At 63.6% G+C, this 17,206-nt stretch carries 13 protein-coding genes; 3 read left to right on the top strand and 10 right to left on the bottom strand.

Annotation, left to right across the window (positions count from 1 at the left end; genetic code table 11):
- Window positions 1-8: 8 nt before the first annotated feature.
- Window positions 9-1,517: a type VI secretion system protein TssL, long form gene (gene tssL, locus EN857_RS25955; protein WP_128346674.1), complete on the bottom strand. Its 1,509-nt coding sequence runs from the start codon at window positions 1,515-1,517 to the stop codon at window positions 9-11.
- Window positions 1,518-1,822: 305 nt separating this feature from the next.
- Window positions 1,823-2,893, bottom strand: coding sequence for a type VI secretion system-associated FHA domain protein TagH (gene tagH / locus EN857_RS25950; protein WP_127394334.1), 1,071 nt, complete (start codon window positions 2,891-2,893; stop codon window positions 1,823-1,825).
- A gap of 255 nt (window positions 2,894-3,148) precedes the next feature.
- Here tagH and tssI point away from each other — a divergent pair, with 255 nt between their 5' ends.
- From tssI to EN857_RS25935, 3 genes are read left to right on the top strand one after another with little or no spacing between them, the layout of a single operon-like run.
- Window positions 3,149-5,476 (top strand): type VI secretion system tip protein TssI/VgrG, encoded by a 2,328-nt coding sequence (tssI, locus tag EN857_RS25945; RefSeq protein ID WP_128346682.1) that lies wholly within the window; start codon window positions 3,149-3,151, stop codon window positions 5,474-5,476.
- 9 nt (window positions 5,477-5,485) lie between these two features.
- A complete protein-coding gene (locus tag EN857_RS25940; protein WP_127394056.1) occupies window positions 5,486-5,911 on the top strand; it encodes a DUF6484 domain-containing protein in 426 nt (141 codons plus the stop codon).
- Entirely contained in the window at window positions 5,911-6,246 is a 336-nt protein-coding gene (locus EN857_RS25935; protein WP_127394055.1) for a hypothetical protein, read from the top strand. The genes EN857_RS25940 and EN857_RS25935 overlap by 1 nt, the downstream gene beginning before the upstream one ends.
- Before the next feature lie 67 nt (window positions 6,247-6,313).
- Here EN857_RS25935 and EN857_RS25930 read toward each other — a convergent pair whose 3' ends face one another.
- The 8 genes from EN857_RS25930 to tssK form a co-directional block, all read right to left on the bottom strand.
- Window positions 6,314-7,219: a hypothetical protein gene (locus tag EN857_RS25930; RefSeq protein ID WP_127394054.1), complete on the bottom strand. Its 906-nt coding sequence runs from the start codon at window positions 7,217-7,219 to the stop codon at window positions 6,314-6,316.
- Between the two features lie 65 nt (window positions 7,220-7,284).
- A complete protein-coding gene (locus EN857_RS35855; RefSeq protein ID WP_245493466.1) occupies window positions 7,285-8,352 on the bottom strand; it encodes a PAAR-like domain-containing protein in 1,068 nt (355 codons plus the stop codon).
- A complete protein-coding gene (locus EN857_RS25920) occupies window positions 8,349-9,374 on the bottom strand; it encodes a beta-ketoacyl synthase N-terminal-like domain-containing protein (RefSeq protein WP_127392750.1) in 1,026 nt (341 codons plus the stop codon). The genes EN857_RS35855 and EN857_RS25920 overlap by 4 nt, the downstream gene beginning before the upstream one ends.
- Window positions 9,371-10,468, bottom strand: coding sequence for a DUF2169 domain-containing protein (locus EN857_RS25915; RefSeq protein ID WP_127392752.1), 1,098 nt, complete (start codon window positions 10,466-10,468; stop codon window positions 9,371-9,373). Before EN857_RS25915 ends, EN857_RS25920 begins: the two co-directional genes overlap by 4 nt.
- Window positions 10,468-11,010 (bottom strand): type VI secretion system-associated protein TagF, encoded by a 543-nt coding sequence (tagF, locus tag EN857_RS25910; RefSeq protein WP_245509043.1) that lies wholly within the window; start codon window positions 11,008-11,010, stop codon window positions 10,468-10,470. The genes EN857_RS25915 and tagF overlap by 1 nt, the downstream gene beginning before the upstream one ends.
- On the bottom strand, window positions 10,992-14,528 hold the full coding sequence (tssM, locus tag EN857_RS25905) for a type VI secretion system membrane subunit TssM (RefSeq protein ID WP_135859321.1): 3,537 nt from the start codon (window positions 14,526-14,528) through the stop codon (window positions 10,992-10,994). Before tssM ends, tagF begins: the two co-directional genes overlap by 19 nt.
- Before the next feature lies 1 nt (window position 14,529).
- Entirely contained in the window at window positions 14,530-15,861 is a 1,332-nt protein-coding gene (tssL, locus tag EN857_RS25900) for a type VI secretion system protein TssL, long form (protein WP_127308962.1), read from the bottom strand.
- A gap of 4 nt (window positions 15,862-15,865) precedes the next feature.
- Window positions 15,866-17,200: a type VI secretion system baseplate subunit TssK gene (tssK, locus tag EN857_RS25895; RefSeq protein WP_127308961.1), complete on the bottom strand. Its 1,335-nt coding sequence runs from the start codon at window positions 17,198-17,200 to the stop codon at window positions 15,866-15,868.
- Between the last annotated feature and the right edge of the window lie 6 nt (window positions 17,201-17,206).

Below are 17,206 nucleotides of genomic sequence, written 5' to 3'. Positions count from 1 at the left end.
GGCCGCGCTCATAATGTCTCCTCCTTGGGGATCATCACATCGACGCGGCGGTTGGTGGCGCGGCCTTGCGGCGTCGCATTGTCGGCGATCGGCTCGTCCTCTCCCTTGCCGTCGGCCGTGATCCGCGACGGGTCTTTGAACCCGGGCGCCATCAGCGCCTCGACAGCCTTGGCGCGGGCGACGGAGAGGTCGAAATTGGACTTGAACGTGCTCGATTTGCGTGGCTTTGCGTTGTCCGTGTGACCGACGATCCTGATCGGTCCCGGCTCGGCGTCGAGCGCCCCGGCGATGTCGGCGGCGAGGGACTGGAACTCCGGTTTCAGCTCGGCCTTGCCGGGTTCGAACATCAGGACGTTGTTTATCTCGACGACGATGAAGCTGCCTTGCGTGCCCACCGCCAGCCCGCCGCGCACCAGATCCTTCGCCAGCGCTGCGCGGATCCGGTTGATCTGGGTGAGCGCGACGGGCGTTGGAGGAGGAGGAGCGACTTTCGCCGGTTCGGCCAGCGGCGCCACGCCGGCGCGCTCGATGGTGACCGGCGTCGACGGATTGAGCGCCAGCAGCTCTCCGGCCGTCGCATCACCCTCATCGGTGATGAGAACTCGCAGGACGAAAAACGCTGCCGTCACCAGTGTCGCCGCGGCGGCCGCCACGGCCCACAATGGCAGTCGGGCCGACGGCTGCGCCATGACGGCCGCCATGCCTTGCCAGCGGGGCGAGATGTCTTGCGAGGCAGGCGGCTGGAAGTAGCGGAGCGTGTCGAAGACGTCGCGCCGGATACGCTCGAGATTGTCGCCCTGGCGCGCCAGGCCGCGGTATTGTCCTTCAAACCCCAGCGACAGGCAGGCATGCATCAGTTCGAGCAGGTCGTAATGCGCTTCCGGCGCGGCGAGCAGCTTGTTCAGCGCTTCATAGAAACCCGCGCCAGCGGACTTGATGTGAAAGAACCGCGACAGCATGGCATGTCCTGCCCAGCCGTCTCCCTCGGGCCAGGGCAGGTTGCCGACAAGATCGTCGGCGGTTTCGCAAAGCGCGAACTTCGCGATCCGTGCGTCCTCTTCGGCGATGCCTGACTTCTGCAGCGTCCGATCGAACTTTTCGATCGCCTCGGCGATATGCCCGGCGAGCGGCTCGGCATGTCTTTCGACGGGGATGAGCCTGAGCTGGCCGAACAGCAGCAGCAAAGGCGCGGCGGCGGCCAGGATCGGGTTTGCCGTGGGGTAGGTGATGCTGCCGGCGGCGTCGAGGAGGACGTCCTGGTGCGGCGCCGCCGAATGCGCGGTCTCCAAGGGGCCGGCATTGGACGCCGCTCCTTGATAGATCACGGTTCCGGATGCCCAGCCCGGCGGCATGTGCTGTCCGCCCTGGGGATCGAAAACCGTCGAATCCCGCACAGGCAGGGGCTGCCCGCCATCGGCGGATGCCGGGGGCGACGGCGCCGACTTTTGCCTGCGTCGCGGATTGGCGCGAATGACGGTCTTGCCGGCGGGGCCGAAGGGATCGTCCTTCGAGCTCATTGCTGGCCTTCCGTTCCCGCATGGCGGCCGTGCCGGCGCGCAAGACCATGCATGGGCAGAAGCAAAGAATGCGTGCCCTGCTGGCGCGGGGAGTGTCCGGTGGAAGCTAGGCTACAGAACGCGATCCCGCCGTAACATGACATTTGCCGCAGACCCCTGGGTCATTCAGCCGTAACCGCCTGGCGAACTGTCGTATGTGATCGTAATCTCAGAAGCCGCCGATTGGAACCATATGCGCGGAATGGCCCGGATTATTCTTAACGGCGGCGGTGTAGGGATCCGGCCCTAGAGCCGGATTTTACACGCTATTTTTGCTTGTCGGCCTTGGCATAGGCTTCGGCGAAATAGGCCAGGAATATGTCCAGCATGCCGTTTTCGTGGGCTTCCTCCATGGTTCGCCAGGTGGCCACAAAAGCATCCCAGGCCTGGCTCTTCTTCGAGCTGAACGACGTGGGCGGAAGCTTCTTGCCGATCGCCTCGGGCGACAGGTCGTCAAGCAGCCGGGAGAGCGCCGCCTGCATGGCCGCATAGGTGGCCAATTCGTGCGTCTTGAGATCGCGGAAGGCGTCTTCGACACTGTGCCTGGCGTCAAGATAGCCGGCCCTGCGCCGCGCGAACATGATTTCCATGATGTCGTCGGTTCCGGGCACGAATTTGAGCGGATTGTTGTCGGCCGCGCTGATCATCGTGCGGTGGGTGCTCTTGGCCAGGATCTTGGCGGCCGCGCGGGCCTTCAGCAGCAAGGCCAGTTGCTCGACCGTCGTCCGCAGCACCGCGCCGATTTCGGCGGCGACCTCATGCGGGTCGCGCGATTGAAGCAGGTCCGGCGAGATACCGGCAGCTCGGGCGATATCCCTGAGGATCTCGTCCGCGCCGGGGTGCTGCGCGGCCGAAGGCGGCGGGGCGGCCTGCCGCAATGAGGACGTCGGGGCCGGCGCCTGACGTTGGTCGCGCGGGCTGAAGAACGGCTCGTTGCTGAATTCCTGCGGCCGGCCCGTCGGGGCCGGCATTTCGCGTTGCGTCGAACCGGATCGCGAATGAGGGTGCCCCGTCGCGCCGCGCTCGTCGTCGAGAGACACGAAGATGACGTAGCGGCCGATCAGCAGCCGGTCGCCGTGCCCGAGGCGATGCGGCGCGGCCAGGCGCTTGCTCGATCCGTTGATGAAGGTGCCGTTGCGCGAGACATCGTGCAGCCAGAACGCTCCCGCCTCATACCGAACCTCGCAATGCCGGCCGGAAATGAATTTGTCCGGGTCGGGCAAGGTCCAGTCGCAATTTTCGCGCCCGATTTCAAAGCTGCGGTCCCGCGATCCGTAGCCGAGGGGGAGACCTGCGGGCACGGCCTCGACATTGTTGATCTGCAGACTGATGAACATATGAATTGGCCGCGGACCGCTGATCTATTTCGCCATTCTAGCAGTTTGCGAGCACAACACGACAGCAGCCTTTCACAACTGCCTCCGGCGCAAGCTTTGCCCGCCCGTCGTTCCTTTTGGCCGGTGGGAAAACATATGGTAGGCTGAACGAAGCCTAGTGTGGCAATCCGGGAAGTCCCCGAACGTGATGCGGTTAACATAGGGGGAACTTCAAATCCATCACACTGGCGGCCGCGTCCTGGAGGGGCACGACCTATGCCGAACGAACGTGCCACGGTTGTGCAGACGCCGTTAGGCGCCGAATTGTTGACCTTTACCCATCTTGTCGGACGCGATGAGATCAGCCGTTGCTTCGCCCATACGATCGGGTTCGTCAGCACCAACCACGATGTCGATCCGCTGAAAATGCTGGGCGGCTCCGTCTCGATCGAGGGTGAGTCCGATCCGAAGCGCTGGTTCAGCGGCCTGGTGTCCGAGTTCCGGCTCACCCGCATCGAGGACCGGCTGGCCTACTATGAAGCGGTCATCAGGCCGTGGCTCTGGTTCCTCGGCAACACCACCGATTGCCGTATCTTCCAGAACATGACCGCGGTGGAGATCATCGAGAAGATCTTCTCGAAATACGGCATCGCGAAATTCGAGAAGCGGCTGCAGGGGTCCTATCCGCAGCGCGAATACTGCGTGCAGTACGACGAGAGCGACCTGGATTTCGTGCAGCGGCTGATGGAGCACGAAGGCATCTTCTATTTCTTCGAATATGACGAGGGCAAGCACACGCTCATTCTGTGCGATGCGATGAGCAAGCTGAAGCCGGCTCCGGGCTACGACAAGGTGCTTTACAATTTCGAGGGGCAGGCCTCGCGGCGCGATGTCGAATACATCACCGAATGGATTCCAGGCAGTTCGGTGCGGCCCGGCGCCTACGCCCACACCGACTATGATTTCGAGAAGCCCGGCGCGGATTTGATGGCGAAATCGGCGCAGCCCTTCGGCCACAAGGAAGCCGCCGGCGAAAACTACCGCCAGCCCGGAGCGCATCTGGATGTCGGGCGCGGCGACAAGATTGCGGGGATAAGGCGCGAGGAACTTCAGGCGGTGCATCAGCGCGGCACCGCGGTGGGCACCGTGCGCGGGCTCTTTGCCGGCTGCAAGTTCAAGCTGGAGAGTTTTCCGCGCGACGACCAGAACCAGGACTATATGGTGCTCAGCGCCGAGTACCGGCTGTTCGATCCGGGCTACCGGACCCAGAACGAGGGGCATAGCGAGAATTTCAGGATAGTGCTGGGCCTCGCGCCTACCAAATTGCCTTATCGCCCGCCGCGCATCACGCCGCGGCCGATCATGCGCGGGCCGCAGACGGCGACCGTGGTCGGCCCTTCCGGCGAAGAGATCTTCACCGACAAATATGCAAGGGTGAAGGTGCAATTCCACTGGGATCGCCTGGGCAAGAAGGACGAGAACAGCTCGTGCTTCGTGCGCGTCTCGCAAACCTGGGCCGGCAGCGGCTGGGGCTTCATCCAGATCCCACGCATCGGCCAGGAGGTCATCATTGACTTCATCGAGGGCGATCCGGACCTGCCGATCATCACCGGCAGGGTCTACAACGCCTCGCAGATGCCGCCCTACGGGCTGCCGGGCAACGCGACGCAATCGGGCTGGAAATCGAACTCGTCCAAGGGCGGCGGCGGCTACAACGAGCTGATGTTCGAGGACAAGGCCGGTTCCGAACTGGTCAATTTCCAGGCGCAGAAGGATCACAACCTGCTGATCAAGCACGACCGCACGAAGCTGGTCCAGCATGACCAGTCCGACCGCATCGACCATGACGCCAAGCACTCCGTCGGCCACAACCTCGACGAGGACGTCGGCAACAACAAGACGGTCAAGATCGGCGTCGACCAGACGACGGACATCGGCAACAACGACACCGAGACGGTGGGCGCGAACCGCTCGCTCACGGTGATGGCGAATGAGACGATCCACGTCGTTTCAAACTCGACGGAGAATATCGACGCCAACCATTCGCAGACGGTGGGCATCGTCCAGACCGTCACCGTCGGCGCGGCGCGCATCGATACGGTGGGGGCTTCGGAGACGAGGAGCGTCGGCGCGGTGCAGTCGAACACGATCGGGGCGTCGCGGAGCGTGACGGTGGGTGCGGGGCAGAGCCACGATATTGGTGCAAGCGATAGTTGGAAGATCGGCGCAAGCCAGAGCGTTCAGATAGGCGCCGACCAGAGCTTTGCGATCGCTGGGAGCCAGACTTCCCAGATAGGAAAGGACCGCAATACCAAAATCGCCAACAATGATGTGACTGAGGTTGGCGCGGCGCATGAGCTCAAAGTCGCAAAAGGAAGCATGGTTCGGGTCGGCGAGGACTCGACCGTAAATGTGGGTAAGACGCTTCTAGTCGAGGCCGGCGATGCGATTGCCCTCAAATGCGGGTCAGCGTCGATCACCATGAAGAAGGACGGCACCATCACCATTGAAGGCAAGGACATCTCCATCAAGGGTTCCGGCAAGATCAATGTGAAGGCCTCGAGCGACATCACGATGAAGGGTTCGGAAATAAAGCAGAACTGAGGACGCGCCATGTCGGCGACAAAAGAACGGATCGAAGGCGTTGTAATCGGCATCTTTTTGGGCTTCGGAGAGGATTCACCCCTCGTGGTTTTCCCGGGCAATCCAAAGGAAACTGCCGTTTCAGCGCGAAGTCTTGCGGAATTGACCTCGGACATGATCGGCGCAGAGGTGGCGCTCCTGTTTCAGGATGGCGATCCAGGCCGGCCGCTGATTGTTGGCCGGATCGTTGACCCTGCTCATAAATCGAACGCGGCGCATGTCGTTCGGGACGGAGAACACGTACGGATCAATGCGAACGAGCGCATCGAACTTCGCTGCGGCAAGGCCATGATCATTATGGAAAAAGACGGTCGCATCACCATCCGCGGCACTTATGTAACGAGCCATGCCAGCGCTACGAACCGCGTTCGTGGGGCATCTGTGAACCTCAACTGATGCCCAAGGTTGTTCTGCGCGAGATTGTACGGCAGCACGCAGAAATGGCGGCGTTTCTCTGGACCGTCTATGACCGCCATCTGCTGCATCCCGACGAGAATCCCGATATGGACGAGGAGCGGCTTGAGCGCCTGGTCGAAAGGCTGGATGCTCATCTCGACGGCCTTAGGATAGCCGGCGAGGCGGGGCGGGAAATTGCAGAGGCGCTCTATGCCGAATACCCGGAAGCCGGGGAATTGTTCGTGCTGCGCATGCTGGCAAACGGTGCTCCAAAACGGATTGCCGAACTGGACCTCATTAAGGTCCGGACCTACCTTTCGCAGAATGGCCATTGAGGGGCGGACGGTCCGCCCGACTTCGTCACCGGACAGACACGACCGTGAACCGAACCACCCCCCTATGCTAGATTAGGCGCAAACCGTCATCATAGACGAGCGTGAGTGTCTTCCATCTCTTACCGTCGAAGCGCCACGCCGTGTCGATACCGGCGACGTACAGGAATTCGCCATCAGTGCGGAGATCTGAGGCAATTCCTGTGTCCTCGAATGGCTGAAGAGCGTCAGCCGATTCGACATTGAGGCCGGCCTCGTCGCCCCAGTAGGCCTTGCCATTGAAGCTGCGCACAGACAGATATGTCATGTCGCCGGCGGCGGTCATCTCGGTTATCTCTTCATTTGCAATTCGGAGGCACACGCCGTCGTCGCCGGCAACCCTGATTTTGCCGTCCGGCGCGATATCGATGCCACGCAATCGGTCGTGTCTATGTGTTTCCAGCGGCTGCCAGCCCGTACCCACCAACCGGTGAATGGTGCCCATCTCGCCGCAGGCGTAGATGCCATGCTTGGGATGTCCATGGACATCCAGATATTCATTGGAGCCTAGTGGACTGATGGGCAGCCATTGCTGCCCAACCATTCGATAGGCCACGCCCTCAGTGCCAACAGTGATCACCCCACCGGCATCCTCTGCCCAAACCTGCCTGAGGCTCTTTTCGCTGACCTTGTCCCGCGTCCAATTGGTGCCGGCGTAGCGCCAGATCCAGGTGGTGGCCTCGAGCGCAAACATTTCGCCCGAAGGCGCGGCCGAGAGCGCCATCAGCCATTCGGACGTCACCAGGGCGCCACGAGCTTTCTTAGGGTCGAAATTTTCGACGACAAAAATCACTGAGACTGTGGTGACATAGTCAGCATCGCTGAGTAGGAACAGGATCGCCACTTTGTTGCCGCTCAATGGCGCAATTTGCAGGCACTCGATGTCAGTGTCCGGATCGGTTGCGAATCCCTCAAGGTCTTCCTTATCCATCTTCATCCGCTTCATCCTCCTTGAGAGATATTCTTGCGGGCCATCGAGGCATCGCCTCGTCTTTTGTTTGGCTAACAGGAAACTTTCGAGGGAGCGACATCTGCGGCCGTCACTACGACGGACTCCCCTCCCGCTGCCTTCTTCAGGCGCTTCTTCGCCACTTGCACGAGGCGAGCCTGATCCTTCGCCTTGGGACATGTCGCATGGCAGGCCTTCTTGTCTTTCACCTCCTTCTCGGACTTGTTCATGGCCTTCTTCATGTATTCCATGTTCGCAGTCTTCAGGCACTCTGTGGCCGCGGCCTGCACGGCCGGTGGAATTTTCGGATCGTCCAGGTTCTTGACCGTGCTGTTTACGCAGGTGTCGGTAAAGTCACCGAGCTTGCCGGAAGAATTGTTGCTCAGCCAGTTGCGGGCATCCGCCGACTTTAGGTTGTGCGGGGTCTTGCGCTTCTTGCCGACTACCTTTTTGCCGGGCGCGCCTGCTGCCTTGGCCTTTGCGGCTTCGCCCGCGAGCCATTTCGCTTTCATGCAAATGCATGGCGCTTCCTTGTCGTCGTAGTCCTTGCAGCAGTCCAAGGTCAGGTCTCGCACGCCTTCGGCGGTGAAGAACTGGACCTCGACGGTATGCTCCTTTTCGTAGCCTTCGGGGCATTCCAGTTCCTTGTAGGGCTTTATCTCAAGATCGGAGCATTTGAAGGTCGCGGGCGTGGCCGTAGCTACCTTGGGCATCGGAGGCCCGCCGGCTGTAGGCGAGGCGTGATCGTTCGATGAAATGTCGGTGAAACGGCTGATCGGCTCGCCATCCATTTTGACGTCGCCGGACCAGGCATGGGCGTATTCCTTGCCCGTGTTTACCGAGGTGATGATGTTCTTCTTGGGCGCACAGCCGGCCTCGTTGCCGGTGCATTTGGTGTAATAGGACTTGTTCTTCTGAGTTATCGTCTTTCCGCCGATCTTGACCGTGCCGGTTCCGTTGTCGGTGTCACTGTCCATTCCAAATGTTGGATAGGGAACCGGAACTCCCGGCGGCGTTGCCGGAGTTTGCGGCGGTGTGAAGCAGACATAGGGGAAGGCCGCTATAACTTGGTTTGCCTGCGCCTTGCAGGCAACCTCAAGACCATTGGCATAGACGGTCATGCCGATCTCCCGTATGCGAACACCGCAGCGCCGCACGCGCCTGCATCGGACGAGGCCTCGATGAGAACCGGATTGCCGGCGGCATACCCTTTCCCGGCTGCTGTCCAAGCCATGCCAACCATGACAGGAACGGCTGCGGCCCCAACATTGCCCAGAGATTCAGCGGGCGACCATAAGTCCTGAAACTCGTGGCGTCCCCGCAGGAGGCGGATAGAGGCCAACGCGGTCTGCTTGAACCAGTAATGCTCGCCGATCAGGTCCGCGATGCGATAGCCGAGCCGGTTCATGTCAATCCCGGTCTCTTGGAATGCCACATCGTATGCCGCCGTCATGCCATCGGCGCGCAGCGGCAAATCCTGCTCGTTGTAAATCGAAGCTTCCTCGCGCGAAAGACCGAGTCCGAAGAGCCTGAAACCGTTATTTCGCGGTCGTGAGCATAGAACCGCAGCCGCAGCTTCGCCTGGAATGAAGCCGTTGGAATTCTCCGCGGTCAACAAGCGGCCCCTGCTGAGGTAATGGGAAATTGTTGGCCCCGTCAGATAGCTATCGACGCCCGCGATCATCACATAGGGAGCTTCGCCGGCTGCAATCAGTCTGCGGGCCTGATCGAGCGCGACATGTCCGGAAGGACGACCATAAGCCACGATACGAGAGCGTACATGAGGTTCGATTTCAACGATCTCGCCGATGCGACGGAGCAGGGAGGAATTATCTTTCACCGGTCGCCCAGGCCGATCTTCCTCCGGCAGGCAAAGGATGAGCGCCGTCTGTCCTCGCGCTTGCGGGTGATTTTCAAAAGCCTCCGATATAGCCCCGGCTGCCAGATGGGCTATGCGCTTCTCCCCGATCCAGTTGCGTGGTAGCGGCACGGGCGCACCCGTAAGCCATCCTGCGGGCAAGCCGACGAAACGGGTTTCCTGAAAACCATCGAGTCGAGCGCGCATCGCAGCGCAAGCGGAGGGCGCGTCGAGGCCAACCGCAGTCACCATACCAACCGAAACAATCTCGATCGGAGAGGTCATGCCTCTTCCTCCTGCGGCGCGGTGCCATTGGCACGGATATACGTGCGCCCCGTCGCGCGCGCCCTCAGCATTGCTTGCGTCGGTGGCCCAACCCAGCACTCCGAGAAATCCAAAATGGTCCGCTGGATGCGCTGTGAGATACGCCAGACGAGCGAAAGACGCCGATTCTCGGGGTCGAGGAGTACCGTGTCTGGAAGGATGTCGGCCTCATAGGCCTTCTGCTTGCCCTTGAACAATGTCATCGGCAGTGCCGTCGAGGGCAGTCGGAAGCTAACCCGTCCCTCCGGCGTCAAATTTACCAGCACCACTTCTTCGCCCCCTCGGGGATGGTCGATCTGCTGGTCGGCCGGCGCCATCTGGAAATAGCGTTCGTCGAAATCCGGCGGCAGGAAAGGAAAGATGTTCTTTGTCCAGTTGTCGTCATAGGTGCCGCCATATTCGATACGACCGGGCCAACCGCGACCCATCGGCCCGAAGCTCATCGGTTTGTAGTCGCCGAAGGGGGAGCGGATTTCCTCGTCGACCGCCTGCGTATTGGGCAGCCGCAAACCTGGGATGAGGCGCTGGTTCCTGGTGCGCGACCAACCGGTGCCGACCGGGTTGTACTTGTAGCTGGCGGGGAGTTTGTCCTCCGGGTCCAATCTGTCGACACCGCCCCAGGCGACGTCGTAGGAAATCGGCAGTTTCAGGAAGGGCTGTGGCGACGTGGAGGTAAACACCGGCCCGATGGCCCGCCATTCGCGATGACCGACAACCTCGAACAGTTTCGACCAGGTGCCGACCTTGATGCCGACCGGCACGCGCTCCGCCGGTCGCCCGCCTGGCGCATAGGCACAGCCATTGGCGATCACGTCGCAACGCGGCTTGCGGAAGGCGAAATCGGTCTCCCACAGCGTTGCCGAATAACCTGGCAAACCCGTTTGCGTGTCGGCCATCACCAGCGGAACCTGTTCCGCCGATTTCTGCACCGCTGCGCCGGGCGTCGCCGGAAAATCGAACGTACCTTTGACCACCACGACGATCCACTCATGGCCGGCCTTGTCCATGCCCATGGTGAACTGGTGCGGATAGCCCATCTGATTCCAGATCTGCATCAGCTGGTCTCCCAGGTGGCGGCGAGGATCTGTTCCAGCGTCGGTTGCGGCGATTGCGGATCGATGTCGAAGAAATCCGAATAGGTCGTCCACATCACCAGGTCGCCAACGACCTCATCGCCGGCCTCGACGGGCGGCACCGGCAGCACCGTCAGGGCTGCCTCCAGATCGTCGGGCGTCAACCCGCCCTGCTGCGCGGCAATGGCCGTTTCCTCGATGCCGGCAAACCACGCTTCGGCATGCGCCAACTGGAAGGAAGCCTTGGAAAGCTGCGCGACGATGCTCAAGGGGAATTGCCTGCCGACCCTGTCGGCGCTTTGCACGACAATGCCTGCCGACGCGCCGAAGGAGGACGGGCCGGCCAGGAAGCGCAGTGCGGTGGCGCGCGGCCAAGACTCCAGGCCAATCAGCGGAACAAGATGCTGCGCCAGCCAGCGATCCCAGACGCGCACAAAATCTCCCGTCAGCCGCCGCGACACGAAATCGCCGGTGGCGGGGATTTTGCCGTAGAAGCCCGGCAGGATCATATCTGCGGCGGACATGTGAACTTCTTGAACATTTCGAGGTTGTAGGGGTTCTCGACGCTTGCCGCCTTGAGCTCGAAATCGGCGTACATGCCCTTGGTGCCGAGGCGCAGGCTGTAGACGTCCGCCAGCGAGGTGCCGGTGAAGCGGCCGGCGCGCAGCATCCTCAGCCACGCCCAGCTGCCGGTCTCGTTGAGCATGATCTCGGGCGAGCCGTCGACCGGCTGGAAGGCGAGCGAGATCACGCCGGTGCCGTCCTTGCCGGGCCACGTCATCGGTTGCGGCCGCGTCGCGTTGTTGAAATAGACGAGGTTCTGGCCGTCGAGATTGAGCGTCACGCGCGTGACATTGGGCGACAGGTCCTTCGGCTCCAGCGTGAAGCTCATCACCGGTCCCGTCCCGCCGGGAAAGAGATCGTCGCGTATGTGCCTGGCCTGTTCGAACGCCGCCAGCGCCGCAGGGTCGAGGCCGAAGTCGGCACGCCATTTCCAGGGCTGGCTGGCGGTGTCGACATAGCTGATCAAATGGTCGTTGATGAAAGCGTCGATCATGCCGGCCGGTCCGAACAGGCGGGCGAAGTCGCGGACATTGACGTCGACCGCGCTCTCGGGGCTGAACGGATAGCGGTCGTTGAGCGCCGCCTGGCAGAACGGCAGGATGTCGGCGCGCCAGATGGCGTTGAGCTCGTTGGTGACGGCCTTCTGCGTCAGGCCGCTGGTGTCGCCAGCGATGCCGCCGAGCCAGTCGTCGATCGGGTCGGGCAGGATCTGCGCCTGCCTGGCGACGGCGCCGGTGAGTTCGGCCAGGCCGCCCTGCTTCTTGATGGCGTCCTGCGGGTCGGGATTGGCGGTCACCGTCTGCAGCACATTGGAAAGCGCCGTCAGCGCCACCACCGCGGCGTCGAGCGCAGGTGGCTGGCCGTCGACCTCGGCGATCGCGCCCTTCAGCGGCTTGAAGTGTTCGGCCACCAGGCTGCCGGTCAAGTCCACCTTGTCGGCCGAACCGGCGCGCGGCAGCAGCTTTGCCCCGGTCTTGACGACCTTGCCCAGCTTGCCGAGCTTGCCGAGCAGTTTCGAGCCGCCCTTCGCGGCCGCCTTGTCGTCGGCCGGGGCTTCGTCGGACCGGGTAAGGTCGGTCTCCTGAACCACTGCGGTCAAAAGGCGCTTCAGCGCGGAATCGGCGCTTGAAAGGTCTTTGAGATTCTCGCTGGCGACATTGAGGTCGGCCAACGGCGCGAGCCGCATATCGCGCAGGAAGCTGTCCCATTGCGCGATGTAGTCGTCGTAGTAGAGCTTCAGTATGTCCTCGGACAGCGCCGAGACGGAGGTTTCGGAATTCTCCGAGCAGCCGCCGGCGAACACTGCCCGATCGAGTGCCGCCTGGGCGGCCACGTCCTCGACCCGGTCGAGAACGGCATCGTGGAAGCCGGCATAGGTGAAGGCGCCCGGAACGCCGACGCGCAACGTCTTGTCGGAGCGCCGTGCGAACACCTTGGCGCCGTTCGGCCCGGCGAAATTGGCCGGGATCCATTCCTTCACCCCCGCCACTTCCGGATCGGCCAGCAACTGCTTGTAGGCGCGCGCCGGCAGCGAGATCGTGCACACCGTCTTCAGTGCCTCGGCGACCAGTTCCTTGTCGGGCGCGATGTAGTTGTCGTCGACCGCCATGCGACGGATCGCGGCCAACTGGTGCTCTTCCGCGTCCGGGCTCGGGAAAGGCGGCGAGGGCGCGAATTCGGGCAGGCTGTTGACCCACCAGCCCTGCGCGAAGTCGGTGTCCATCTGCGACAGGCCGGTCATCATGCGATAGGTCTTCAGCGCGCCCAGCATGAAGTCCGGATCGCGGATCTGCCGCCACATGGTCGCCTCGAGCAGCGCGACCATGTGGGGTTCCAGGACGTTGCGCAGCGCATGATCGTAGGTGTCGGCCTGCGCGCGCACCAGTTCCGCCGAGGCCGATGGTCCGAGCAGGTCGTGCGGCGCGTCCGGCGGCGCGGTGCGGGCATTCGCGACCTCGTCCATTGCGGCCAGCGCGCCGTCGATGGCCGGCTGCTCCACCGATGCCGGTGCGGCGGTGACGGCGGTCAGCGGCTCCTGCAGCGCCTCGAACTGGCCAGCCTGCGCGGTGATCGCGGTGCGGTTATCGTAGTAGGACCAGGAGAACAGGCCGGCGGCCAGCAAGGCCGCTGCCGCGCAGGCGGTGGCGGCGCCGCGCCAGATCCAGGCGCGGCGGCGCTGCGCCAGCGGGTCGAACGTGCCCAGGCCGGCTTCCTTGAAGATCACCTCGGTCAGCAGATTCCGCAGGAAGAAGCTGCGCTTCTCGACCCTTGGCGCGGGCATGGCGCGGCGCGGCGGAAGACCGAACGATGAAGACAACGCCGCGGTCAGCCGGTCGATGGGCGCGCCTTCCTGCGTCGCCGACGTCAGGTAAAGGCCGCGCAGCCAGGCGGCTTCCTCGTAGCGGCTTTCGCCGAACATCGCCTCGATCAGCACCTGGATCGGTTCGGAAAGGCTCGCGAGCTGGGCCGGGAAGCGGAAAATCTCGGCGCGCGTGGCGAGCTTGTCTTCGTCTTCAAGACGCGGCACCAGGCGCCGCTCGAGTTCGGTCGCCAGCGTGGCGATTTCCTTCTCGATGGTCTTGGCGTCGACGCGGGCGTCAAGCGCGAAGGTCGTCCCCCACACCTGCTCGCGCGCGGTGGTCGACAGGCCGCCGAAGAAGGCCTCGAAGCCCTTGATCAGATCGGCCTTGGTCAGCATCAGGTAGACAGGGAGGCGGATTTCGAGCCGGTCGTTGAGCTCGGCCAGCCGGCGGCGGATCTTGCGGCCGTGCGCCTTGATGGCTTCGTCGCCTTCCGAGAGCGCGTCGATCGAGAGCGCGACGATGACGCCATTCAGCGCGCGGCGGCCGCGGTGCTTCTTGAGCAGGTCGAGAAAACCCAGCCACTCGGTTGCGTCGACATCCGGCTGGCTTTCCTGCTGAACGTAGCGGCCGGCGGTGTCGATCAGCACCGCGTTTTCGGAAAAGAACCAGTCGCAGTTTCGTGTGCCGCCAACGCCTTGCAGGTCGTCGGTGAGGTCGATCGGAAAGTTCAGGCCGGACTGGCGCAGCGCCGTGGTCTTGCCGGTCGCCGGCGGCCCGACGATCACATACCAGGGCATTTCGCGCAGGAATTTGCGGCCGCCGAGCTTGCGGCGCCTCAGCTCGGCCATCACATCGGCGAACTTGGCGCCGACGGCGGCGACGCTTTCCTCGCCGGGGGTGAGCTGCTTCTCCGCCACCGGCGCCGCGATCTCGGCGACGAACATGCGGTTGGCGCGGATCGCGCGGCGCTGGGCGATGATCAGCCAGATCAGCCACAGGATGATCAGCCCGGCTATCATGCCGATGCGCACATTGTCGGAATCGAAGGGCGAATAGGGGCCGACCTGGACGATCGGGCCGAAGATCCAGATGACCAGCGAAAGCAGTGCGATGCCGATCAGCGTCCAAAGGAAGCGCGATGTGAGCACAGCCCAGAGGAAGCGCAGGATGAACATCTCAGAGCCTCTTCTCGACCAGGACCTCGACGCGCCGGTTGAGCGCGCGGCCCTCGCGTGTCGAGTTGTCGGCCACCGGGTCGGTCTCAGCGCGCCCTTCGGAATGGATGCGCTCCTGCGGCACGCCGGCCCGCACCAGGAGGTCGGCTATGGTCTCGGCCCGCGCTTCCGAGAGCCGCTGGTTGGTCGAAAGCGGGTTGGATCTTTGCAGACGCACGTTGTCGGTGTGGCCGACGACGGTGATGTTTCCGATCAGCTCCTGGTTGGCGAGGATAACCTTGGCGATGGATTCGACCAGTGGCTCGAAGCCTGGCGTCAGTGTCGGTCGCGACGACTGGAACAATTCGGGGTTGGAGGCCTGGATGACCAGCTTGGCCAGCGACACGCTCTCGGTGCCGCTGAGCGCCCCCCTGAGGTCGTCCGGCGCTTCGGCCTTGAATTCCGGCAGCAGCGCGAAATCGACTGGCTCCGGCTCGGGCGGCGCAGGCGCGTCAACCTTCGGCGCGGCGCGGGTGATGTCGGCGCGCGCAGGCGGCGGCAGCGCCCGGACCAGCGCCGAGAGCTCTACGGCCTGGCTGCTCAGCCCCATCGAGAGCCCGATATGGACCACAGTGGCGATCACTGCGGCGGCGAGCGCCATCACCCAGATCGGCACGATGAAGCGCTGCGGCTCGTCCGAGGCGATCACGCCTTTCCAATGTGGCGACAGCGGCGCGCCCTCGGCGTCGGCATCGCGCAGGAAGCGCGCCGCCGCCACGCGAACGGCATTGAGCGAGCGGTCGCCGGAGCGGCCGGGCACCCGGTATTTGCCGCGGAAGCCAAGCGCCAGGCACTGGTACTGCAGTTCCAATAGCTCGCGGTCCCGGTTCGGGTGGCGCTCCAGCTCGTCGAGGCGCGTGAAGAACTGGGTGCCGGCATCGACATCGCCGCGCAGCATGACCACCAGCGGCTGGCGCGGCCACGCACTGGCGCCGCCCCAGGGCGTGTTGAGCGCGAGGTCGTCGAGAAGCGCCGCCACCACCCAGGCCGCCTGATCGGCGCGCTCCAGAGACGATCCCGACGTCATGGCGGCATCGCGCGCCCGAACCAGCTCTTCTAGCAGACGCGTGCGCAACGTTTCAGGGTTCTCCGGCGCCAGCGCGCTTTCGAGCTCGGGCGCGAATTCGAGCAGCGGCGCAAAGGCGTTGATGAGCGCATTGGGATGGGTGCGTGAGCGCTTGATAGGCACACCCGTCAGCATCGGCGCCGTCGGCCGCGGCATCTGGGCGCCGGTCAGCCTGATGCGCGTGCGTTCGCGATCCTCCGACAGTCCGAAGGGATCATCCCGGCTCATGATCTCACCTGTTCACCGAATAGCAGTCCACCTGCGGCTCGCTCGGCAAGACACCCGAGACGCCGATGACGAAGCCGGGGGCGTCGAGCAGCGAGGCCCAATGCTCGCTCTTCTGATCGAGCTCGAGACACAGCCGGTCGCCGTCGTAGGGGATTTCGCGCGGCTGCGAATGGAGCGGCTTCAGCGGGATGCCGGGCAGGCGCGATTTCCACAGGCCCTCGAACTGGTCGGCCGCGCCGACCGTCGCCTGATTGACGAAGATCTTGCGCAGCGCATCTTCCGACAGTTCGGACCCGACGCGGATAACGATGCGGCTCGCCACCAGCAGCTTCGGATTGTCGATGCGGATCTTCCAGACATTGGTCGAATGCCGCATGACGGGCAGGGCGCGCGATTTGGGCTCGATGTAGCGCAGGCTCAGGATAAGCGAGCGCAAGGCGTCGGCCAGCGCCGAATAGGCGGGGCCGGGGGCCATGTGATCATAGGCCGGCAATTCGCCCAGCCGTCGCGAGCTGGAACCGTAGGTCGCCATCTCGCCGGCGAGGCCGGCAAGCTCCAGGTAGAGCTCGGCCGGGTGGAAGACGTCCTGCGCCAGCATGTGCGCCAGCCGCGGCCGTGCCGCATTGGCAAGGTGGAGCATCAACAGGTCCTCCACGCTGCGCCCGGGCCCGCCCATCACCATCTTGCCATGCGCCTCGGCGATCTGGTCGAGGCCGGTGACGACTTCCAGAAGCAATTGCCGGTACCAGGCCACCGCGCCTGTGATCAGGGTCGGCGGCAGGAACGCCTCATCCAGCGAGACGCCGCCATCGGCGCGCACGCCTTTGACATCGGCGACGGGCAGGGCGGTGTAGCCGCCGACCGATTTGCCCGGCGCCAAGAGCACTGCCTGCGGCCGGGCAATCTCGATCTCCTCCGGGTCCGATCCTCCGTGCACCGCGTCGCGGACCGAGACGATCCGCCCATGATAGCGCGCGCCCGTGGATGCGGCATGCGCCGGATCGAAGCCGACGCCGCCGGGCGGTTCGAGCGGCAGCGCGACCAGCACCGCTCCAGCGCCGGTGTCGGCGGTGACCGGCAAGGGTCGTGGCGCGTCCATCATCTCGGGAATGGAAAAGGGCGTGCCATCCGGGAAGATGCCGCGCGCCGACACGATGGAGATCTGGCCGGCGTCGAGCAGGGACTGGTCGAGCGTCAGCTGCTGGAAGCCGAACGTGTGGAGCTGCCCGGCCTGCAAGGCGCCGCGCACGGTCGCCTCGAAGAACCGGTCCTGCTGCTGGAAATGCTGGGTCCTGAGAAACAGGCCCTCGGACCACAGCACCCTGTTTGCATCGCTCATGCCGTT

Source organism: Mesorhizobium sp. M4B.F.Ca.ET.214.01.1.1, assembly GCF_004791545.1.
In the GTDB taxonomy this organism is placed as follows: Bacteria; Pseudomonadota; Alphaproteobacteria; order Rhizobiales; family Rhizobiaceae; genus Mesorhizobium; species Mesorhizobium abyssinicae.
The sequence above is the reverse complement of the archived record's forward strand: the minus strand, read 5'-3'. Positions and strand labels throughout refer to the sequence as shown.